At 68.7% G+C, this 20,409-nt stretch carries 18 protein-coding genes; 7 read left to right on the forward strand and 11 right to left on the reverse strand.

Annotated elements, in window-relative coordinates:
- The first annotated feature begins 79 nt into the window (after positions 1-79).
- Positions 80-799, forward strand: coding sequence for a tyrosine-protein phosphatase (locus QRN07_RS04445; protein ID WP_285240422.1), 720 nt, complete (start codon positions 80-82; stop codon positions 797-799).
- Positions 796-2,970, forward strand: coding sequence for a S1 family peptidase (locus tag QRN07_RS04450; RefSeq protein WP_285240423.1), 2,175 nt, complete (start codon positions 796-798; stop codon positions 2,968-2,970). Before QRN07_RS04445 ends, QRN07_RS04450 begins: the two co-directional genes overlap by 4 nt.
- 7 nt (positions 2,971-2,977) lie before the next feature.
- Here the strand turns inward: QRN07_RS04450 and QRN07_RS04455 are convergent, their stop codons facing one another.
- On the reverse strand, positions 2,978-3,412 hold the full coding sequence (locus QRN07_RS04455; RefSeq protein WP_050684459.1) for a PaaI family thioesterase: 435 nt from the start codon (positions 3,410-3,412) through the stop codon (positions 2,978-2,980).
- A gap of 145 nt (positions 3,413-3,557) precedes the next feature.
- Between QRN07_RS04455 and paaZ the strand changes: the two genes are divergently transcribed.
- On the forward strand, positions 3,558-5,669 hold the full coding sequence (gene paaZ, locus QRN07_RS04460) for a phenylacetic acid degradation bifunctional protein PaaZ (protein ID WP_285240424.1): 2,112 nt from the start codon (positions 3,558-3,560) through the stop codon (positions 5,667-5,669).
- Positions 5,670-5,777: 108 nt separating this feature from the next.
- Here paaZ and QRN07_RS04465 read toward each other — a convergent pair whose 3' ends face one another.
- The 4 genes from QRN07_RS04465 to QRN07_RS04480 form a co-directional block, all read right to left on the reverse strand.
- Complete coding sequence (locus tag QRN07_RS04465; RefSeq protein ID WP_050684461.1) at positions 5,778-6,071, reverse strand: hypothetical protein; 294 nt, start codon at positions 6,069-6,071, stop codon at positions 5,778-5,780.
- 111 nt (positions 6,072-6,182) lie between these two features.
- Complete coding sequence (locus QRN07_RS04470) at positions 6,183-6,815, reverse strand: TetR/AcrR family transcriptional regulator (RefSeq protein WP_285240425.1); 633 nt, start codon at positions 6,813-6,815, stop codon at positions 6,183-6,185.
- 76 nt (positions 6,816-6,891) lie between these two features.
- On the reverse strand, positions 6,892-8,247 hold the full coding sequence (gene paaK / locus QRN07_RS04475; protein ID WP_285240426.1) for a phenylacetate--CoA ligase PaaK: 1,356 nt from the start codon (positions 8,245-8,247) through the stop codon (positions 6,892-6,894).
- 7 nt (positions 8,248-8,254) lie between these two features.
- Positions 8,255-8,716, reverse strand: a complete 462-nt coding sequence (locus QRN07_RS04480; protein WP_285240427.1) for a hotdog fold thioesterase — start codon at positions 8,714-8,716, stop codon at positions 8,255-8,257.
- Between the two features lie 272 nt (positions 8,717-8,988).
- Here QRN07_RS04480 and pta point away from each other — a divergent pair, with 272 nt between their 5' ends.
- Complete coding sequence (pta, locus tag QRN07_RS04485) at positions 8,989-11,058, forward strand: phosphate acetyltransferase (protein WP_056596586.1); 2,070 nt, start codon at positions 8,989-8,991, stop codon at positions 11,056-11,058.
- Between the two features lie 81 nt (positions 11,059-11,139).
- Here pta and QRN07_RS04490 read toward each other — a convergent pair whose 3' ends face one another.
- Positions 11,140-11,439: a hypothetical protein gene (locus QRN07_RS04490; RefSeq protein WP_285240428.1), complete on the reverse strand. Its 300-nt coding sequence runs from the start codon at positions 11,437-11,439 to the stop codon at positions 11,140-11,142.
- Positions 11,440-11,619: 180 nt separating this feature from the next.
- On the opposite strand from QRN07_RS04490, the gene QRN07_RS04495 reads away from it, so the two are divergent.
- The 3 genes from QRN07_RS04495 (at position 11,620) to QRN07_RS04505 (ending at position 13,611) form a co-directional block, all read left to right on the forward strand.
- Complete coding sequence (locus QRN07_RS04495; protein WP_056596589.1) at positions 11,620-12,057, forward strand: hypothetical protein; 438 nt, start codon at positions 11,620-11,622, stop codon at positions 12,055-12,057.
- Positions 12,054-12,359: a winged helix-turn-helix domain-containing protein gene (locus QRN07_RS04500; RefSeq protein WP_285240429.1), complete on the forward strand. Its 306-nt coding sequence runs from the start codon at positions 12,054-12,056 to the stop codon at positions 12,357-12,359. The genes QRN07_RS04495 and QRN07_RS04500 overlap by 4 nt, the downstream gene beginning before the upstream one ends.
- A gap of 85 nt (positions 12,360-12,444) precedes the next feature.
- Complete coding sequence (locus QRN07_RS04505; protein ID WP_285240430.1) at positions 12,445-13,611, forward strand: acetate kinase; 1,167 nt, start codon at positions 12,445-12,447, stop codon at positions 13,609-13,611.
- Between the two features lie 18 nt (positions 13,612-13,629).
- On the opposite strand, the gene QRN07_RS04510 is transcribed toward QRN07_RS04505, so the two are convergent.
- From QRN07_RS04510 to QRN07_RS04530, 5 genes are all read right to left on the reverse strand, one after another.
- Entirely contained in the window at positions 13,630-14,826 is a 1,197-nt protein-coding gene (locus tag QRN07_RS04510; protein ID WP_056596597.1) for an NAD(P)/FAD-dependent oxidoreductase, read from the reverse strand.
- Between the two features lie 2 nt (positions 14,827-14,828).
- The gene (locus QRN07_RS04515) at positions 14,829-15,035 is read right to left on the reverse strand and encodes a hypervirulence associated TUDOR domain-containing protein (protein ID WP_056596600.1); all 207 of its coding nucleotides are present in this window, start codon (positions 15,033-15,035) and stop codon (positions 14,829-14,831) included.
- An 8-nt stretch (positions 15,036-15,043) separates the two neighbouring features.
- A complete protein-coding gene (locus QRN07_RS04520) occupies positions 15,044-17,539 on the reverse strand; it encodes a hypothetical protein (protein WP_285240431.1) in 2,496 nt (831 codons plus the stop codon).
- Between the two features lie 6 nt (positions 17,540-17,545).
- Positions 17,546-18,247, reverse strand: a complete 702-nt coding sequence (locus QRN07_RS04525) for a peptidoglycan-binding protein (protein WP_285240432.1) — start codon at positions 18,245-18,247, stop codon at positions 17,546-17,548.
- A gap of 132 nt (positions 18,248-18,379) precedes the next feature.
- Complete coding sequence (locus QRN07_RS04530; RefSeq protein ID WP_285240433.1) at positions 18,380-20,377, reverse strand: PKD domain-containing protein; 1,998 nt, start codon at positions 20,375-20,377, stop codon at positions 18,380-18,382.
- Positions 20,378-20,409 lie beyond the last annotated feature (32 nt).

Consider the following 20,409-nt stretch of genomic DNA (forward strand, 5'->3'; position numbering starts at 1 on the left):
GACACCGTACGCCTGATTGCGCCGCAGGTCACCGGCTGGTGTGCACGAAGTGCCTCCCGGGCTGTGATTAGCTTTCGGAATGAGGAATTCGGGCAGGTCCGTCGTCTGGGATGGCGCCGTTAATGCGTGGCACGTAACGGGCGGAGTGTTCCGCATGGGGCGCCGGGAATGGCTCACCGCGGCAGGCTGGCAGCAGGCGCACGACGACGGCATCCGCACCGTGGTGGACCTCCGTAACGCCGCGGAGGTGCGCCGCCGGGACACGGACCCTTCCGTTGTGCCCGCCGACCTGCACGGCATCACTGTGGTCGCGGCGCCCACCGAAGTGCCCGGCGACCCCGACTTTGCGGCAGTCTGCGGCCCTTACCTGAACAACCCCGCCTATTACGCGGACAACGCCCGGCTGTTCCCGGACAAGCTGGTGGATGTCTTCCGGGCGCTCGCGGCAGCCGCGGACAGGGGTGCGGTGGTGCTCCACTGCGCGGCCGGCCGGGACCGCAGCGGCATGGTCGCCGCAATGGTCCAGGACCTCGCCGGCGACACAGACGCGGAGATTGCGCAGGGATACCGGCAGGCGGCGCGCGGCATCAACGAGCGCTACCGGACCCACGGACCGCCCCATGACCGCGAACGCTACCTCGACGAAGCAGAGCTGGCGCCGCTCCTGGCCGCCCGCGGCGCGCTGGTGGTGCAGTTTGTCCGTAAGCTCGACACCCGGGCGTTTCTCCTGCGGCACGGTTTAACGCCCGATGAACTTACAGCGGTCCAGTCCCTGGCCGGAGCGGGAGTGGCGAAATGAAATCAGTTATCAACAGGCAGTTCCTGCCGCTGGCCGCGGCGGCAGCGCTGGTGGCGTCGTCGGCGTGGCTTGCAGCACCCGCGTGGGGCACACCGGCTGCCCCCTCTGCGGAAGACTCATCTTCTGCACCAGCCCCCGCCGGACCGGCGGAAGGCGACCTCACCACGGCGGTCCAGCGGGACCTTGGCCTGACGCCGGCGGAGTTTTCCGCCGCCGGCCAGCTGGGATCCGCCGCTGCAGACATCGAGGCTGCCCTTCGGAACGTGCCGGGCTTCACCGCCCTGCAGGTTGTGGACGGGCGCATCGTCGTATCCGGGGACGGGCCCGGACTGGCCGCGGCAGTGGCTGGATTGGCACTGGACACTCCGGTGGACCTGGCAGTGGATTCCGGCGAACGTGCCGCCCTTGAGGCCGCCGCCCAGGCCACCGAGCCCTCCGTCGGTGACGGGGCCGCCGCCGAGGCGGCGGCTGACGCGGCTGCGGGCAGCCAAACTGCGGCCAGCACGGAGCAGCTGTTCCAGGACTACGTCAGCCAGGTGGGACCCGCAGGACTGCAGGCAGTGGTGGCGTCCGGCGCCGGATTTGTCATCAGGACCGGCGGCATCAATCAGCCCGAGGCCGCTGATGCCGCTGCCGAGGGACAACCCGGCGCTCCGGGTGTTACTGCCGGCACTGAACGCGGCAAGCTGTCGCCGGCACGGTTCGTCTCCCGGTTCACCAACGTTAAACTCGACGCCGGGCCGCCCCTGGCCGCGGAAGCGGACGTGCTGGGCGGTACCGGGTTCTTTTCGGACCAGGGCGTGACCTGCTCCACCGGGTTCTCCGTGTTTAGCCCGGACGGCCTGCCGGCGGTCCTCACCGCCGGCCATTGTTCCACTGACGGCGCCGCCCGGACCGCAACCCTCGAGCCCCGCGGCCCGGCCGCTGCGCTGCTGGGGACCTTCGGTTTCAGCCAGTTCGGTGGCGCCGGCAACTCCAGGATCATCGAAAACCCAGACGACGCCGAGAACCCGGGCAACGTGGGCGCAGACGTCTCGGTGGTGGCCCACCTCCAGAAAGGCATGGACCCCGTGCCTGCAGCCAGCACCTGGGCTGATGCTTCCGCGCCGGGCCCGGACGTGAAGATCATCGGCCAGGCCAACCCGGTGGTGGGCATGCCCGTGTGCCGCTCCGGCCGGACGTCGGCGTGGTCCTGCGGCAGCGTGGATGAGGTGGGCATCTTTGTGGTGCCGGGCCCCGGCTCCTGGGCTGATCCCGGCGACCTGCGGGCATTCCACGGCTTCCTGTCCTACGGCATCGAATCCAGTGGCGGCGACTCCGGCGGGCCCTACCTCAGCGGCAACTACGCGGTGGGCACCCATTCCGCCGGCGACGCCCCGGATGCCGCGGGCAACGTGGTCCGGAATTTCGCCGTTGCGTCCACCCTTGCCGACAACCTTAAGGTGCTGCCCGGTTACGGCCTTGAGGTATTCCTCAACAAGCCCGCCGTCACCGCGCCCGCGGCCGGCAAAAACTACACTGCTGGCCAGCCCGTCACCGGCACCGTCCCGGCGGCACCGGCATCAGCCGTGGCAGCCGGATCGAAGGTCCGCGTCAGTGTCCGCGGGGAAGCCCCTGTTGATGTTCCGGTCGACGCCGGCGGGAACTGGAGCTTCGAGGTCCCCGCAGGGTTCACCGGGAAGCTGCGGTTCACCGCCGAGACCGTCAACGGGTTCAGCACGTCCGGCCCGGCCAGCTTCAGTTTCGCGGCTCCGCCTGCTGTCCCGGCTGTCCCTGCCGTGCCGGCTGTCCCGGCCCAACCTGCTGCGCCCGTCAAACCGGCGCCTGTTCCCGTGAAACCGGCGGCTCCCGTCGAAGCCAAGCCGGACCCGCTGCCCATCGTGGTGGCGCCGGCCGTTGCTGACCCAGCCACAGCGGCCCCAGCCACCGCTGACCCCAGCGGCGCCGCGGGGGGCCCGGCCGCCGTCGTCCAGCCGCCGTCGGACACCCCCGCTGACCTGGCCATCACGGGCGTTGGTGGCAACGGCAGCACGGCAGTGCCCACAGGTGCTGCGCTTGCCAACACGGGCGCCGCCGTCGCCGGAATGGTGTGGATCGGGCTGGGCACCGGTCTGGCCGGCGCCTTCCTGCTGATCCTGGTCCGGCGCGGAAGGAAGCCGGCAACGCGGTAAAGCGCCGTTACCTGCGGTCCAGCAGCAGGTTGGTGATGCGGAGGGTGCAGAGCCGCTGGCCGGCATCGTTGGTGATGAGCACTTCGTGGGTGGTGAGGGTGCCGCCCAGGTGGATGGGCGTGGCGGTGATGGTGATTACGCCTTCCCGGGCCGAGCGGTGATGCGTGGCCGACACGTCCACACCCACGGCGGTCTTGCCCAGGGTGCTCGCGTGGATGACCGCCGCCCAGGAGCCCACTGCCTCGCCTACGGCCAGTGACGCCCCGCCGTGCAGCAGGCCGAACGACTGCCGGTTCCCCGCAACGGGCATGGTGGCCACAACGCGCTGCACGGATTCCTCGACAATCCTGACCCCCATCTTCTCGTCCAGTTCACCCAGCGTGATCTTCCACAGCTCCGGACCGGCCGCTGCCTCAGTCCCGGTGGTGGATGCGTCGCCCATGAACTCTCCTTCTGATGGCTGCAGCCGGCCGTTGCCTGCTGATGTGCGCCGCCGCACATTCATGTAGTCTACCTATATTACCGAACGGACGGTCAGTAATGATCGCCGCCAAGTTTGCCCCCCTTGCCGGAAGGACCCGTCAACGATGACCACCACAGCCACAGCCCCACAGGCTCCCGCCAACACCGTGGAAACAGTCCCCAGCTTCGTCAAGGACTCCTGGTGGACCCCCGGCCCGGACGCCGACGGCGCCGCAGTCCCCGTCCGCGACGCCAGCACCGGGGAAATCCTGGCCAACGTCAGCACGGCGGGCCTGGACCTGGCCGCCGTCGTGGATTACGGCCGCACCACCGGCCAGGCCGAACTGGGCAGGCTCACCTTCCACCAGCGCGCACTCAAGCTCAAGGAACTGGCGCAGTACCTGAACGCCCGCCGCGAGCACTTCTACGGCTTCTCCGCCCAGAGCGGCGCCACCAAAATCGACTCCATGATCGACATCGACGGCGGAATCGGCGTCCTGTTCACCTTCGGCTCCAAGGGCCGGCGCGAACTGCCCAACTCGCAGGTGGTGGTGGACGGGCCCATGGAGGTGCTGTCCAAGGACGGCTCATTCGTCGGCGAGCACATCTATACCCGCATCCCCGGCGTCGCCGTGCAGATCAACGCCTTCAACTTTCCGGTCTGGGGCATGCTGGAGAAGCTGGCCCCCGCCTTCCTGGCCGGGGTCCCCACCATCGTCAAGCCCGCCACCCCCACAGGCTATGTTGCCGCTTCCGTGGTGAAGGCCATCATCGAATCCAACATCCTGCCCAAGGGTTCCCTCCAGCTGATTTCCGGCTCGGTCCGGGGCCTCCTGGACGTTTTGGACTACCGCGACCTCGTGGCGTTCACCGGTTCCGCCTCCACGGCGCTGTCCCTGAAATCGCACCCCAATGTGGTGGAAGGCGGGGTCCGGTTCACCTCCGAGACCGACTCCCTCAATGCCGCCATCCTGGGCCCCGACGCCGTTCCGGGCACCCCCGAGTTCGACGCGTTCATCAAGTCCGTGGTCACCGAGATGACCGTCAAGGCCGGCCAGAAATGCACGTCCATCCGCCGGACCATCGTCCCGGCGGACCTGGTGCAGCCAGTTATTGCGGCGATCGGAAAGCGTGTGGAGGAGCGCGTGGTCCTTGGTGACCCACGCGCGGAGGGCGTCACCATGGGCGCCCTCGCCTCCGTGGAGCAGCTCGCGGATGTCCGCGCCGCTGTGCAGTCAATGCTCGACGCCGGCGGTGAACTGGCGTACGGAACGCTCGATTCGCCGTCGGTCATCTCCACGGACGGCACCACGGGCGTGGTGGAGGCCGGCGCGTTTATGTCGCCCGTGGTCCTGAGCTGGCACGACGCTGAAACCGAAGCCATCCATTCGCTGGAGGCCTTTGGCCCGGTGGCGTCAGTGATCGGGTACAAGGACCTGCCCGACGCCGTCCGCCTCGCCGCCCGCGGTGGCGGCTCCCTTGTGGCGACTGTGTGCACCAACGATCCGGCTGTGGCACGGGAACTGGTCACCGGCATCGCCGCCCACCACGGCCGCGTCCTGATGCTCAACCGCGAAGACGCCAGGTCCTCCACCGGACATGGCTCACCGGTGCCACATCTGGTCCACGGCGGTCCCGGCCGGGCCGGCGGCGGTGAAGAACTGGGCGGCATCCGCTCGGTCATGCACCACATGCAACGCACTGCCATCCAGGGCTCACCGAACATGCTCACCGCTGTCACCGGCGTCTGGCATGCCGGCGCGGACCGCAACTTCACCGTGGACACCGAAGGCACGCACCCCTTCCGGAAGGATCTGGCGTCGCTGCGGATCGGGGACGCCGTCCGCTCCGACCTGCGCCAGGTCACCCTCGAGGACATCACGGCCTTCGCCAATTCCACGGGGGATACGTTCTACGCGCACACCAACCAGGAAGCGGCCGAAGCGAACCCGTTTTTCCCGGGCATCGTGGCGCACGGCTACCTGCTCCTGGCATGGGGCGCCGGACTCTTTGTTGAGCCGGCCCCGGGCCCCGTCCTGGCCAACTACGGCCTGGAAAACCTCCGGTTCATCACGCCGGTCGCCGCCGGCGACTCCATCCGCGTGACGCTCACAGCCAAGAAAATCACCCCGCGCGAGACGGACGAGTACGGTGAGGTGGCCTGGGATGCCGTCCTCACCAACCAGGACGACGAAACCGTGGCCACCTACGACGTCCTGACCCTCGTGGCGAAGTAGCCCCGCACCCCCGTTGCGCTATCACTTTTGCTCCCCAAACCCAGGGTTTGGGGAGCAAAAGTGATAGCGCAACGGGGGTTTTGGGGGTTTGGCGGGGCCTTTAGAGAATCAGGACTCGGCGCCGTCGTGGGTGCCGTCGTCGCTGCTGTCCTCTTCGGCGGCCGTGGCCGTCTGGTCCGACAGGTCGAGGTTTCCGCGGGCCTCGTCGATGGAGGGCTCGTCCGCAGGCACGCTGTAGGTGTCCGGGCGGATGCCGTGGGCCTGTTCCTCGATCAGGGCCTGCTCTTCGCTGAAGCGGATGGCGTTGGCCTCGTCGCCTGAATCGCCGGCGATGTCCTCACGGAGTTTCGACGGGTCCGGGACGATGAATCCGGCAGCTGCTTCTTCCTTGGGGTGGCTCATTTTTGTACCTTCCGTTCGGGTTCGTCATTCCACCGTAGTCCGGGCACAGGGGATTACCAAGCACGCTTAGCATCGCGTGGCCCGCGCAAGGGGGCTGGACGAACCGAAAGGTCAGGGCTGGGCGTGCAGGCCGTCAAAGGCCATGGTGATGATATTGTCCGCCAGCCGCTCGGGGGAGAGGGAGCCGCCGGGTTTGTACCATTCCACGATCGAGTTGATCATGCCGAAGACCAGGCGGCTGACGGTGCGCGGATCGATGTCGTCACGGAGCGAGCCCTCGTCGCGCGCAGCGGAAATCAGGCCGGCCACCTTGTGGTCGAACGTTCGCCGCCGTTCCAGGGCGTCCCGTTCGATTTCGGTGTTGCCGCGGAGCCGCAGCAGCAGCGTAACGAACGGCAACCGGTTCACCAGCACCGAAACAGTCTGGCGGAGGACAAACTCCAGCCGGGCATCGGCGGCCCCGGACGCGGCCTCCGGCTGTTCCAGGATGGCTTCCAGGCCGCCCAGTGCGTGGTCCAGGGCCAGCTTGAGGAGGTCGCCCTTGGACGGCACATGGTGGTAGATCGCGGACTTGGAGATGCCCAGGTTCTCAGCCAGGATGCCCATGGACGTGGCGTCGTAGCCGTGCCTGTTGAAGACGTTGACGGCGATGCGCAGCACCGATTGCTGGTCGTAGCCGGGCCGGCCGCGTTTGGTGCCCGCGGGCGGGCCGGCCGTGCTGGATGCTTCAGTGGTGCTGGACATAGACGCTAGTTTCTCATGAACGGTCGGTTGGTCCGGGCCGGTAGGGCTGCCGGCCCGGGCGGGTCGCTCCGGCCAGCTAGACCTTGGGCCGCAGGTCGTAGATCCGCCGCAGTTTGCCGTTGGACCGCTCAAGCGCACCCGGCTCCACGATGTCCACCGCGCATGAAGAACCCACGTGGATCTTGATCTGCTCCCGCAAGGTGCGGGCCGCCGTCGTGCCCTGCTCCTGCGTGACCGTCTCACGGCGCTCGATCCGGACCGTCAACTGGTCCATTCGCTGGCCTTCAGGGCGGGTAAGCTCGAGCTGGAAGTGCGGGCTGAGCTCCGGGATGCGGAGGGCGATTTCCTCGATCTGCGACGGGAAGAGGTTCACGCCGCGCAGGATGATCATGTCGTCGCTGCGGCCCGTGATGCGGCCCATGCGGCGGTGCGCCGGGCGCGCGGTGCCGGGCAGGAGGCGGGTGAGGTCCTTGGTGCGGTAGCGGATGATGGGCAGGGCTTCCTTGGTGAGCGAGGTGAAGACGAGTTCGCCGTGCTCGCCGTCGCCCAGTACGTTTTCCTTGCCGGCCAGCGGGTTGAAGGGGTCGATGATCTCCGGCCGGAAGTGGTCCTCCCAAATGTGGCTGCCGTCCTGCGTCTCCACGGCCTCGCCGGCGACCCCCGGGCCCATCACCTCGGACAGGCCGTAAATGTCGCAGGCCTTGATGTCCATGGTGACCTCGAGCTCGTGCCGCATTTCCTGGGTCCAGGGCTCGGCGCCCAGCACCGCGAACTTCAGCGACGTCGAGGTGGGGTCGATGCCCATGTGCGCCATGGCGTCGGCGATGGTCAGCAGGTACGTGGGGGTGGCCAGGATCGCATCCGGCTGGAAGTCCTGGATGAGCTGGATCTGGCGTTCGGTTTGGCCGCCGGACATGGGGATCACGGTGCAGCCGAGTGCTTCCGCGCCGGCGTGTGCGCCCAGGCCGCCGGTGAACAGCCCGTAGCCGTAGGCGTTGTGCACCTTCATGCCGGGGCGGATGCCGGCGGCACGGAAGCTGCGGGCCACCAGTTTGGCCCAGTCGGCCAGGTCCTGTTTGGTGTAGCCGACGACGGTGGGCCGGCCCGTGGTGCCCGAGCTCGCGTGGATGCGGGCTACATCGCGCTGTGGCACCGCGAACATTCCGAACGGGTATTCGGCGCGGAGGTCATCCTTGGTGGTGAACGGGAAGTTGCCCAAGTCGCTGAGTTCGCGGAGGTCGGCGGGGTGGATGCCGGCGTCGTCGAACTTGCGCCTGTAGAGCGGCACGCGGTCGTAGGCGTAGGCGACGGTGTGCTGCAGGCGGCTGAGCTGCAGGGCTTCCAGTTCGTCGCGGGAGATGGTTTCCTCGCGGTCCAGGTCGGCGCCTGTGCCTGTTGGGGAAACGGGTGTTTCGGGGGCGTGCAAGGTCATGGCGTTCCTACTTCCTGGGGATGGTGCGGCTGCGGCCGCGGAACTCGGCAATGAGTTCGCCGGGGGCGCCGGGGATGGTGTCTGCGGCTGCGTCCGCGGCGAACACCTGGATGTCGTAGATGCCGCTGCGGCCCGCGCTGGAGCGGAGGCTGGCTGCCGCGGTGATGACCTGGCCCTGGTAAGCGGGCTTGAGGAAGTTGATGTCGACGCCGGACGCCACGGTGATGGTGTTTTCCGCACCGGGCGCCGGGTTGGCCGGGTTGCAGGCCAGGGCGAAGGCGGAGTCGGCGAAGGCGAAGATCATTCCGCCGTGGGCCATCCCGAAGCCGTTGAGCATTTCCTGCCGGAGGGTCATCCGGATGGTGGCGTGGCCGTCGCCCACGGCGAGGACCTCGATGCCCATCCAGGCGGAGGCGTGGTCGTTCGCCAGGATGGGATGGGGGAGCCCGGACAGTGTTGTTTCAGCCATGCGTCATTGCCTCCAGCTTTATTTACCGAATGTTCATTAGGTAATCCCATCGGGGGGTCCGGTGTCAAGGGCGCCCCTCCCCAACTGACTCGCAGTTGTTGTCGTTTTGAGGGCGCAAAACGACAACAACTGCGAGTCAGTTGGGTGAGGAGGGGCTGGGAGGGGGCCACGCGCAGGGGGCGTGTCCGGCACCACGCGGGCGGGACGGCCCAAGCCCGCCAACAAGTGCAAGGATGGATGGACCGGCACCAGCAAACAGCAAAGGGCGGACCATGGCCAAAGGCATTTACGTCAGCGCAACCACCCCCGGCTCGGGCAAATCCCTGGTGGCCCTGGGCCTGGCGGACACCCTGCACCGGCATGCGGACAGGATCGGTTTCTTCAAGCCCGTGGTCCACGGCAAGGTGGCGGCGGACGATCCCATGGTGGCCCTGATGAAGTCCCGGTTCGCCCTTGAGGATGAGCGCTGCCGCGGCGGGCTCACGTTCGAGGAGGTCCGCGGCCTGCTGGCGGATGGCCGGCGTGCTGACATCGATGCCCGCTGCGTCGAGATCTTCGCCGAAATTTCCCGGCACTGCGACGTGGTGATCGTGGAAGGAACGGACCTCACCGGCCAGGACGCCGCCGTCGAGTTCGACCTCAACGCCCGCCTGGCCAACAACCTGGCCGCACCCGTGGTGGCGGTGGTGGGCGCCAAGGGACGGACCGTGGCGGAGGCTGCGGCCGCCGTCGAGGTTGCCAGGAAGGAGCTCCTGGCGGAAAAGTGCTCGCTGCTGGCCATCATGGTGAACCGCGCCGACCCGGAAGACCTTGCGGACATCGCCGCTGCCGTGAAACCCGGGGCCTCCGGCCGGCCCGTGTACGTGCTGCCCGAGCTGGACGAAATTGCCCGCCCCACCACGGGTGAGGTGGCCGCGGCGCTGGGCGTCCGGCAGATTGCCGGCCGCGCCGACATGGAGCGGGACGTCCGGGACATCAAGGTGGCGGCCATGAACGTGGGCAACTTCCTGAACGTGCTGGACGAGGGCGCCCTGGTGATTGTGCCGGGCGACCGGGCCGACGTGATGGTGGCCTGCCTGGCGTCCTCCTTCTCGCCTGAATTCCCGGTGCCGTCCGGCCTCATCCTCACGGGTGGGCTGGCTCCCGACGCCAACATCTACCCGCTCCTGGCGCAGGCTCCGTTCCCGGTCTTTGCCTCCAGCCAGGACACCTACACCACGGCCCGCCGGGTGGCGGAGGTCCGGAGCGAGATCTGGTCCGGACACCGCCGCAAGGTGGCCTCGGCGTTGGGCCTGTGGTCCCGCCGCGTTGACGAAGCCGAGCTGGTGGAACGCCTGCACCTGCCCCGGGCGGAGCGGATGACCCCGCTGCGGTTCCTGCACGACCTGATCGAACGGGCCCGGACCCAGCGGCGGCACGTGGTCCTGCCCGAGGGTACGGACGTCAGGATCCTGCGTGCTGCCGAGATCCTGCACCGCCGCGACGTCTGCGACCTGACCGTCCTGGGCCCGGAAACCGACGTGCGCGAACTGGCGGCAGGCAGCGGCATCGACCTTTCCGGCATCAACGTGGTGGACCCGGCAACATCCCCGCTCCGGCAGCAGTTCGCGGAGAAGTACGCCGAGCTGCGGGCACACAAGGGCGTGGACTTGCCCAAAGCCCTGGAAATCATGCAGGATGTCAGCTATTTCGGCACCATGATGGTCCAGCTGGGAGTGGTGGACGGCATGGTGTCCGGGGCCGCACACACCACGGCCCACACCATCCGACCCGCCCTGGAATTCGTCAAAACGCGGGACGGCGTGAAGATCGTGTCCTCGGTGTTCCTGATGCTGATGCCGGACCGGGTCCTGGTTTATGGCGACTGCGCCGTGAACCCCGATCCCAATGTGGAGCAGCTGGCGGACATCGCCCTGGCGTCCGCGGAGACCGCCGTGCAGTTCGGGGTGGAGCCGCGTGTGGCCATGCTGTCCTACTCCACCGGCGGCTCCGGCTCGGGAGAGGCCGTGGACGAGGTGCGGCAGGCCACCGACCTGGTGCGCCAGCGCCGCCCGGACCTCGCTGTCGAGGGTCCCATCCAGTACGACGCCGCCGTGGACGCCTCGATTGCCGCGTCCAAAATGCCCGGCTCCACAGTGGCCGGGCAGGCAACGGTGTTCATTTTCCCGGACCTGAACACCGGCAACAACACGTACAAGGCCGTGCAGCAAAGCTCCGGCGCCGTGGCCGTGGGGCCCGTCCTGCAGGGCCTGCGCAAACCGGTCAACGACCTCTCCCGCGGCTGCACCGTGGAGGACATCGTCAACACCGTGGCCATCACGGCCATCCAGGCGCAGGCCTGACACGGCGCCGCTGCCGCAGGAATCCGCGGAGACGGACGACGCCGGCACCTGGCTAAGGTGCCGGCGCCGCCTCCTGCGGGACTAGCTGTTGTCCGGTTTGGCCGGGCTGTCCGGGTCCTCCTGCTTGGCGGGCTCGTCGGAGAGCCCCTGCGGGGTCAGGTCCAGGTCTGCAGGGTTTTCCGGCTGCTCTGCCGCGTCACCGGTCTGGCCCGCCTTGGCGCTTCCGGTGTCGTCCAGGGCAGGGTTGGCGCCTTCGACGCCGGTGGGATCCTTGGTGCCGGAGCCGGCGTCCTGCTCTTTCCCGCTGTCAAGCGGCGCGGTGCTGCTGGACCCCGTGTTGGTGGCGTCGTTGTCTTCGGTGTGGTTGGTGCTGTTCGGCATGGAATTTCCTCCCGGGCGTGGTGCAGCGTGTGTGTTGACCATAAGCACACGGTCCGGCCATTCGCAACGGCGGGTGGTTTGATGTGAACTTTCCCGCTGAGCCCCGGAAAGTACTTGACATATTAGAAAGTACTTTCTTAGGGTGGAGTCAACAACAAGGCACCCACCGGAAGGCACACCATGGACAGCCAGAGCCCCACCTCAGCCGAAGCACTTGAGCTCCTGGCCCGCGCCGAAAGCCTCGGCAGATCGGCCACCAGAACCGCCGGCTGGCCGGCCGCCGTCACATTCACCAGCCTGGCCATCCTGGGCTCGCTGCTGATGGTCGGCTTCCACATCGTGGCCACTACAGGCTACGGAGCCCCGCTGCTGGCCGGGTCCATCGGTGTCTGGGCTGCAGTGATCTCCTGCATCATTCCCATCTTCCAACGGTCCGCGAAAACCGGTTTCACCCGCCGGTTCCTGACCTCCCTGTTCGGCTTCTTCTTCCTGTACGTGCTCGCCATCGTGGTGGGCGTTGTCCGCTTCAGCGACGGCAACCTGGCGTACTACATGAGCGCCGCCGTCGTGCTTGCAGGCTTTGGCCTGTCCCAGGCGCTCCGCGAACTCCGCTCATGAGCACTGGTCCTGAACACCCGCGGCACCGGCTGGATGACCTGGTCCACTCGCCGGTGAGGTTTTCCATCATGGCGGCGCTGGCCGGGGCGGAGACCATGGATTTCAAGGACCTCCGCGATGCCATCCAGGTCAGCGACTCGGTGCTGAGCAAGCAGCTGTCCATCCTGGAGAAGGCCGGGTATGTGCAGATCCGCAAGAGCTTCGTTGGCAAGCTGCCCCGCACTTCCGCCAGCCTGTCCAAAGCCGGCACGGACGCCTGGCGTGCGCACCTGCAGACCCTGCGGGACATCGCCGGAGGATAGGGTCGGCGCAGGATCCGCAGCAGCGAGGGACCGCCCGATAGGCTGGGACCGGAACTGCAGGCGCACGGCTCAGGAGGCCCCACTCATGCTCGTACTGGTCATCAACTCCGGTTCATCCTCGCTCAAGTACCAGGTGCGCGACGTGGCGGCGGGAAGCGTCCTGACGGAGGGCCTGATCGAAAAGATCGGCGTGGGCAACGGCGGCGGCGGGGACGGCGAAACCGTGGGCCCGCGCGACCACGCCGAAGCGTTGGAGCAGGTGGACGCCGCCATCCAGCAGGACCTGGGCGACCTGACGCTCGACGCCGTGGGGCACCGGGTGGTGCACGGCGGCGAGCGGTTCGCCGAACCCGTGCTGATCGACAACGAGATCACCCGCGCCATCGAGCGGCTCAACCCGCTGGCGCCCCTGCATAACCCGGCCAACGTGCTGGGGATCCGGGCCATCGCCAAAAAATGGCCGGACATGCCGCAGGTGGCGGTCTTCGACACCGCCTTCCACCGCACCCTCCCCGAGCACGCCTGGCGGTACGCCGTCCCGGACGAGCTTTACACCAACCACGGCATCCGCCGATACGGGTTCCACGGCACCTCGCACGAGTACGTCACCCGGCAGGCGGCCGCGCTGCTGGACCTGCCCGTGGACGAGTTCGACGGCGTGATCGCCCACCTGGGCAACGGCGCGTCCGTCACGGCCATCCGCGGCGGCCACTCGGTGGACACGTCCATGGGCTTCACTCCCCTCGAAGGCCTGGTCATGGGCACCCGGTCCGGCGACCTGGACCCCTCCATCCTGGTGTTCCTGGGCCGTGCAGGCTGGACCCCGGAAGACCTGGACACCCTGCTCAACCGGGAGTCCGGCCTGAAGGGGCTGGCCGACAACAATGACATGCGCTCCGTGGTGGACGCCGCGGAGTCCGGCGACGCCAGGGCAGCCACCGCCCTGGCCGTCACGTCCTACCGGCTGGCCAAGTACATCGGCGGCTACCACGTGGCCGTGGGCGGGGCGAAGGCGCTGGTGTTCACCGCCGGCATCGGCGAGAACTCGCACCAGTTCCGTGCCCTCGTGGCGGACCGGCTAAGTGCCTTGGGTGTGGAGCTCGACGCCGGCCTGAACAGTGTCCGGACCAGGGAACCGCGCGTGATTTCCACGCCGGAGTCAGGATTGCCGGTCCTGGTGGTCCCCACCGATGAGGAGCGGGCCATCGCGGAGGCGACGGCCGCAGTCGTCAATCTCCCCGCGGCCACCTAACCCACGGCGGGAACCCGTTCACGCCCGGCCCTTCAGGATCAGGTTCCAGTAGACCTGCGGGAAGATGTCCCGGTCCACCACCCAGGACAGCCGGCTCTCGTTCCAGGTGGGGACGCGGGGGATGCTGGGCCGGGGGCGGTACCGGTCATCGAACTCCGCGAACACCACCGTGGAGCGCGACACCGTAAAGGGGCAGACGGAGTACCCGTCGTACTTGGCCGGCAGCGCCTTGCCCTTCCGGGCGGCGACGAGGTTCTGCGCCACCACCTTGGTCTGCTTGCGCAGGGCCCCGCCGGACTTTGAATTGGTGGTGCCGGCGGCGTCGCCCAGCGACCAGACATTGGGGTAGCGGAGGTGCCGCAGGGTCTGCCGGTCCACGTCGACGAAGCCGCCCGGTTCGCCCGGCGCCGGCAGGTCCGTGGCCTTGAGCCAGTCCGGCGCCGACTGCGGCGGCACGGCGTTCAGGACGTCGTAGCGGAGGGCTTCCTCCGCCCCGGACCCGGTGTCCCGGATGGTGGCCACCTGCGAGCCGGCGTCCACTGCCACCAGCTCGCTGTTGGTCCGGAGTTCGATGCCGTATTCGGCAATCTTCCGGTCCAGCTCGTCGTCTATTTCGGGGACACCGAACACGGTGGGGTAGGGCTGGACCATCACCACGCGGATGCTGTCCAGTACGCCCTGTTCGCGCCAGTAGTCGCAGGCAAGGTACATGGGTTTCTGGCTGGCGCCGCCGCACTTGATGGGCCCGGCCGGCATGGTGAACACGGCGGTCCCGGAGGTCATGCCGCTGAGCAGGGTCCAGGTCTTGGGCGCCAGCTCAAACTCGTAGTGCGACGAGCCGTGCGCCGAGTGGACGGCCTCGGCCAGCCCGGGCACAGCGTCCCAGTCATATTGCAGGCCCGGGCACACCACCAGCTGTCCGTAGGCCACTTCGGCGCCGGAGGCCAGGGTCACGGTGTTGGCGTCGGCGTCGATGGCGGCGGCGCCGTCGTGGATCCACGTGACGCCCGTCGGGGTGACGGACAGCTGGCTGCGGATGGCTTCCGTGGCCTGCGCCCGCCCGCCGGCGATATGGGAGAAGAGCGGCTGGTAGAGGTGGTGGTCCTTGGGCTCGACCACCGCCACATCCGTGACGCCGTAGCGGTGCAGGCGCGCGGCCAGGGAGATCCCGGCGTTGCCACCGCCGATAATCAGGACCTCGTGCCGGGCGGCCACGGCTACTTCTTCTCGCTCAGGGCCGAGGCCTTGTGCGCGGCGCGTGCACCGGTTTTGGCCGACTCCACCACATACTGCGGCTCGTCCTTGCTGGCGCGGTGCGTGTTGCCGTCCAGTTCGAAGTCGCTGGTCTTCTTTTCCACGATTTTCCCGTGCGTCATGCCCTGCGGCGTGTTCCATTCCACGGACGTTCCCTTGCTCAATGACATCTGCTCTCCTAGCGGGGTGGTGCGGTGGGTTGGGGCTCGCCGGCGGGTGCCGTGCCCCCAGTATCCGCCGTGGGGGCCGCCGGCTCAACGGGTGCGTCCGACGCCGGCAGGCCCCCTATGGCGGGTTGCGTCGCCGGTGCGCTGGTAGGGGCAGTCCCTGCCGGGGCCGCCGGGGCCGGTGCCGTTCCCGCTGGAACCGGTGCGCTGCCGGAACCGGAGCCGGAACTGGAGCCTGTGGCGCCGGTGGCCGGCTGGCGGCTGGGGGCAGGCGTTGCGCCCGGGCCGGGCGTTGCCCCCGGGGCAGGCGTTGCGCCCGGGCCGGGGGAAGTGGCCGGGGAGGGTCCGGTGGGCGGCGCGGTCCTGGCCGCAGCGGGATCAGCTTTGACGATCGCAGTGATGCGGTCCTTGTAGGCCGAAAGCCGGCCCTGGATGGAGGCCAGCGGTTGGTTGCGGAGGGTCCGGCCATAGTCGGCGATCTCCGCCCACAGTGCCTCGAGCTGCCCCTGGCTGTCCGTGCCGAGGGGGCCGTCCAGCGTCAGGACCAGCTGGCTTGCCAAGGCGTACGTGAGGCAGTCCCTGCAGTTGTAGTTGGCTGCCGCGGACAGGTTTTCCGGAACAACAACGTCCGCCTCACCCACAATCAGCACCACCTGGAAGCCGACGGCCACGGCCGCGCAGTCCGCGCAGTCGGCGAACGCGTAGGCCTCGTTGCGGGTGTCCACGGGCCCGCCGTCGTCGGCCCACACCAGAGCAAACGCCACGCTGTACTTGACCGAACCGTCAGTGGTGTTGACCGCCAGGGCCTGGTTGCCGTAGCCTTCGGGCGCGGCGGGCCGGTCGAACGGGAACACCCACGACGGCGCCGCATCCGTCCCGGAGCCGGCGGGCTGCGCGGACCCTGCCGCCGCCTTTTCGGCCGGAACCAGCACCATCCCCAGCCGTGGGTTGTCCCGGGTGGGCATGGGCTCACCCTGGGGCCACAGCGCCACGGTGCTGCCGGCAGTGCCTTCGCGCAGGATGGTGCTGCCCTGCGGAAGGACAGTGGCCGCGGCGTCGGCGAGGGTGCCGCGTTCGTACGGCTGCACGGGCCGGTACGTCCCGCCGTCGGGCCACCATGCCCAGGCCAGCCCGGCAAGCAGCGCCACGATGGCACCCATGGCTGCCGTCCGGTGCAGCGCCCGGCCGGCCGTTTTGCGCCACAGGCCGGTGACCAGCTGCCGGAGCAGCCGCAGGAAGATGTACAGCATGCCCAGGACGGGGAGGACGACGGCGGCGATCGCCAGGGCGCGCACCGCGACGCCAGCCGGGTCCCCGGCGGCGAGGCTGGCGGCGAGCAGGCCCTGCTGCGTGGCGGCGCTGGCCCAGGCGGTGCCAAGCAGCCGCGGCAGGGAAAGCACCATCATGGCCACGCTGAACAGGAGCAGCGGAACCGTAATGAGCACCCAGAGCGTCACCACGGCGCGTGCCCACGGCTTGAGCGCGCGGCTTTCGGGTTTCCCCCAATGCCACGGCAGCAGGCCCAGCAGCGTGGGCTTGATGCGCTGGAACAGGTCGGGGACGCCGGTGGCGTCCGCCAGGATGTGGTACCCGTCGTACCGCACCAGCGGCAGCAGTTGCCGGACCATCTGCAGGAGCTGGGTGACCACCACCAGCAGCAGCGCATCGAAGCCCGTGGCCCACCACAGCCCTGTGATGAGGACGGCGATGATCGCGTTGAAGTAGAGCCCGCCCAGGTCAGTGCGGAGCCGGCCGCCCCGGCCCAGCCGGTAGGAATCGGTGACGTCGGTGAAGAAGGCGGGCCAGATCAGGTACAGCCCGGCCCCCATGGCACCGGGTGTTGCGCCACCCCTGCGGGCAGCGGCGGCGTGGCCGAATTCGTGGAAACCGGCCGAAAGGATGGTGACAGCAAAAACCAACAGCAGCAGGACCGGGTTCGCGAACGCCTCGTGCGTGGCGGAGCCCAGCCCCCGCACCATCAGCACCCACCAGCTGGCGGCCAGGAATGCCGCCGTCACGGCCACCACGATCAGCGGGTTGAACAGCACCGCAAACGGGGCGGTGATCCTGCGGGTGCGTTCCGGGTCCGTCACCGTAAAACGGAAACGCATGCCCAGGAGGGGGTCCGCTTTCCTGACCTCCGGCTCCGAGCCGTCCGCCAGCCGGAGCAGGCCCATGGGCAGCAGCTGCGATTGCATCAGGGTGCCCACGTTCGCCGCGCTGACCAGCCTGCCGAAGCCCTGGCTGGTGTGGTGGGCGATTTCGGCCTCGCTCCGGCTTCCGTCCGCCGCCGCCAGCACCAGGTAGAGCAGCCGGGTCAGCTGCAGGGTCTGGCCGTCAGCGCGGCGCACCAGATACGGCGCTTCGCGGTAGCCGGAGCCTTCGGACTGGCCAAGGAGCTGCACGCCGTCGGCGTGGGAAGGATTCCGCCGCTGTGTGGCGGGAGTTTCGGCAGGGGACAGTGGCGGGCCGGCCTCGGGGCGCGGCCCGCCGGTGGTCAGGCTCATCCGTTCTTACTGTTCGAGGTTGGACTGCTGGTCAGCGGAGGCGTTCGCTTCGCCTTCAATGTGCTGGGTGATCAGGGCGTCCTGGTCGGCCACGGCGAAGGCGTCGCTGTCGATCGAGCCGATGTTGGCAGCCACAGCAGCGTCTATCGGGGCTGCCACGTTGGCGTTGGCTGCGACGGCGCCGTTGATGGGGGCCGCAATGTCGGCGTCTGCGGCCAGATCCACGTTGACGTTCAGCAGGTCCCCGTCCAATGCGGCTGCGGGATCGGCGGGCACAGCGCCCACATCCGGCAGGGTGCCGTCCGGCAGGGAACCGTCGGGGAGGACGCTGCCACCTTCGGAAGCGCCGCCGGCGGTGTCTTCGGGAGTGCCGCCGTCGACCGTGTCATTGCCCTGGTTGATCACGCTGTCCTGCGTGGACCCGGCATCGGCGTCCGCCACGATGCCCTGGTCAATCATGACGCCCTGGTCCGCAAGCGCCTGGGATTCGGAGCCGAAGGAAAGGATGTTGGCGGAGGCGGCGGCGTCGATCGGGGCGGCGACGTTGGCGTTCGCCGCGACGGCCAGATCGATCGGGGCGGCGGCGTCGATGCCAAGGTCCAGATCGGCGTTCAGGTCCAGGACGGAGGCAACTTCCTTGTCCGGCAAGGCGGTGGCCTGCTCTGACAGGAGTTCGTCGTCGGTGAGGGGACGCAATTCTTGTTCCATGCTTGGGCAACCTCCGGTCCGCGCGGGTTGACCTGCCCCCAGCGGGCAGCCCGACGCCAGCCAATAGTAAGCATGATTAGCATTGTTTGGGTACCCGCACGCCCGGGCACGGACCGATGTTACCGGCGCCGGCTACGGAGCACCCGCCGTGACGTTGTCCAGCAGCACGGTGACGGGGGCGTTGGTGGCGCTGCTGGAGAGGTACGTCATCAGGCCGATGCCGCCGGGTGCCTGCAGCGCCGCCGTGGTGTCCGTCGCGGACCGTTGCCAGTTGACCGGTTCGGCTGTTCCCACTTCCCAGACTTTCGCCCGGACGGTGGTGGTGCCGGTCCCGGTGACCTGGAGGCGGACGGCCAGGCGGTCGCCCACGGCGTAGTTCAGGCCCACGATGGTGGTGCCTGTTTGGATCACGGTTTCGGTGCCGCCGGCGTTGGTCCTGACCAGGGACAGGTTCACGGCGCCCGTGGCGGTCAGGCCCGCCTTGGCACGGTATTCGCCGGCGCCGGCAATCCGGCGTCCCGCCACGGAGAGGTACAGCCCGGAGCCCGAAGCGGGTTTGTCGGTGGCGAGCTCCAGAGTCAGGTTGGTGGCGGACGAACTGACCGATCCCAGGGCCACGGTGTTGCCCGACCCGGCCGTGGGGATCCGCAGCCGTCCCGTGCCGTTGGCCACGGAGTAGTTGCCGGCGCTGCCCGCAACTGTCCAGGCCCCGCCGGTTTCCGCGCTGCCCAGCCCGTTGCTCACTGTCCTGGTGAACGTGTCCTGCGCGAACGGGCCGGTGCCGGCCGCCGTCGTAATGGCCTGGGTGGCCGTGCCGGTGGCGCCGCCGTTGTCCGTGACCGTCAGGGTGACGTTGTAGGTGCCGGCGGCCGCGTAGGCGTGCGACGGCGAGACACCGGTGCCGCTGCTGCCGTCACCGAAGTCCCAGGCGTAGTTGGTGATCGTCCCGTCCGGGTCGCTGGCCGCGGCGGCGTTGAACCCGCAGGTCAGGCCGGTGCACGACGGCGTGAAGGAAACCGTGGGCGGTGTGTTGGTGCCCGTGGCCCCGACGGTGAAAGCATCCGACAAAGCGCCGTCGGTGGCGACGAAGCCGGCGCTGAGGGTTGATTCCGTGAATTTCAGGTCCAGCAGCCCGTGGCTGGGGCTGGCGTTCAGGGCGGAATAGGCCGCGAAGTACGGCGCTTCCGGATCCGCGGTGTTGACGTCCCGGAGCGCCACGCCGCCGGTCCCCACCGTGGCGAAGATGGCGCCGGCGCCCTTGGCCAGGGAATTGTCAGTGTCCCGGACGCAGGCCGGGTTATAGGTGCCGGGCTGCAGCCCGGCACAGCCGGCGGCAACGGCGAGCTGCTTGCTGCGCTGGTAGTGGTGTTCGTGGCCGTTCAGGACCAGGTCCACTTTCCTGTTGAGCAGCAGGTTGGTGATGTCGGTGCCGGCAACGCAGCTGTACTGGCCGATGGACAGGCAGGGGGCGTGCATTGATGCCACCACCCACGGGATGGCAGCGGACCGGGCGCCGTCAATGGCCGCAGCTGTCCAGTTGTACCGGGCGCTGCCGGCCGCGTAATCCCAGGTGCCGTCCGGGAAGGGGATGCCGGGGGAGATGAACACAAAGCGCACCAACGGGTTCTGCTGCGGGACGTCCACGTAGTACTGGCGCGCGTAGGTCCCCACGGCGCCGGGCAGCTGGTTGGGCAGGCAGGCGGCGAAGTCGTTGATGTTGCCGTTCTGGCCGTTGCTCTCATGGTTGCCGGAGACCAGCTGGAACGGGAAGCCCGGCCCGGTGCGGGAGGTGACAAAATCGCACCAGGCCTGCTCCGCCCCGGTGGCGCCGTAGGAGAGGTCGCCCATGGCCAGGTGCAGGTCCGGTTTGAGCTGCCCCACCCGGGCCAGGACGTCCGCTGCCGCCGTGGAGCTTGAATAGTCGCCGGCCGCCGTGACGTGCAGTTCGCCGGCAACCGCGGGGATCGGTGCGGCTTCGGCGGCGTCGGTGCTGCCCGGCAGCAGTTCCGCCAGCACGGGATGCAGCGCCACGGTGCCCGCCATGACGACGGCGGCGCTCGCCAGGATGACGGTGGCGCGGTGCCAGAACCCGGCGGTCCGCGGCTTTGCTGGGTTTTTCGGTCCGTTCACGGCTGCTTCTCCATCCGGCGGAATGCAGCACA

Source organism: Pseudarthrobacter sp. MEB009 (assembly GCF_030208875.1).
Taxonomy (GTDB): Bacteria; Actinomycetota; Actinomycetes; order Actinomycetales; family Micrococcaceae; genus Arthrobacter.

Bases quoted from the DNA above. Each gene is read 5' to 3' on its own strand.
- QRN07_RS04445 (WP_285240422.1), top strand. From the start codon at position 80: ATGAGGAATTCGGGCAGGTCCGTCGTCTGGGATGGCGCCGTTAATGCG.
- QRN07_RS04450 (WP_285240423.1), top strand. From the start codon at position 796: ATGAAATCAGTTATCAACAGGCAGTTCCTGCCGCTGGCCGCGGCGGCA.
- QRN07_RS04455 (WP_050684459.1), bottom strand. From the start codon at position 3,412: ATGGGCGACGCATCCACCACCGGGACTGAGGCAGCGGCCGGTCCGGAG.
- paaZ (WP_285240424.1), top strand. From the start codon at position 3,558: ATGACCACCACAGCCACAGCCCCACAGGCTCCCGCCAACACCGTGGAA.
- QRN07_RS04465 (WP_050684461.1), bottom strand. From the start codon at position 6,071: ATGAGCCACCCCAAGGAAGAAGCAGCTGCCGGATTCATCGTCCCGGAC.
- QRN07_RS04470 (WP_285240425.1), bottom strand. From the start codon at position 6,815: ATGTCCAGCACCACTGAAGCATCCAGCACGGCCGGCCCGCCCGCGGGC.
- paaK (WP_285240426.1), bottom strand. From the start codon at position 8,247: ATGACCTTGCACGCCCCCGAAACACCCGTTTCCCCAACAGGCACAGGC.
- QRN07_RS04480 (WP_285240427.1), bottom strand. From the start codon at position 8,716: ATGGCTGAAACAACACTGTCCGGGCTCCCCCATCCCATCCTGGCGAAC.
- pta (WP_056596586.1), top strand. From the start codon at position 8,989: ATGGCCAAAGGCATTTACGTCAGCGCAACCACCCCCGGCTCGGGCAAA.
- QRN07_RS04490 (WP_285240428.1), bottom strand. From the start codon at position 11,439: ATGCCGAACAGCACCAACCACACCGAAGACAACGACGCCACCAACACG.
- QRN07_RS04495 (WP_056596589.1), top strand. From the start codon at position 11,620: ATGGACAGCCAGAGCCCCACCTCAGCCGAAGCACTTGAGCTCCTGGCC.
- QRN07_RS04500 (WP_285240429.1), top strand. From the start codon at position 12,054: ATGAGCACTGGTCCTGAACACCCGCGGCACCGGCTGGATGACCTGGTC.
- QRN07_RS04505 (WP_285240430.1), top strand. From the start codon at position 12,445: ATGCTCGTACTGGTCATCAACTCCGGTTCATCCTCGCTCAAGTACCAG.
- QRN07_RS04515 (WP_056596600.1), bottom strand. From the start codon at position 15,035: ATGTCATTGAGCAAGGGAACGTCCGTGGAATGGAACACGCCGCAGGGC.
- QRN07_RS04520 (WP_285240431.1), bottom strand. From the start codon at position 17,539: ATGAGCCTGACCACCGGCGGGCCGCGCCCCGAGGCCGGCCCGCCACTG.
- QRN07_RS04525 (WP_285240432.1), bottom strand. From the start codon at position 18,247: ATGGAACAAGAATTGCGTCCCCTCACCGACGACGAACTCCTGTCAGAG.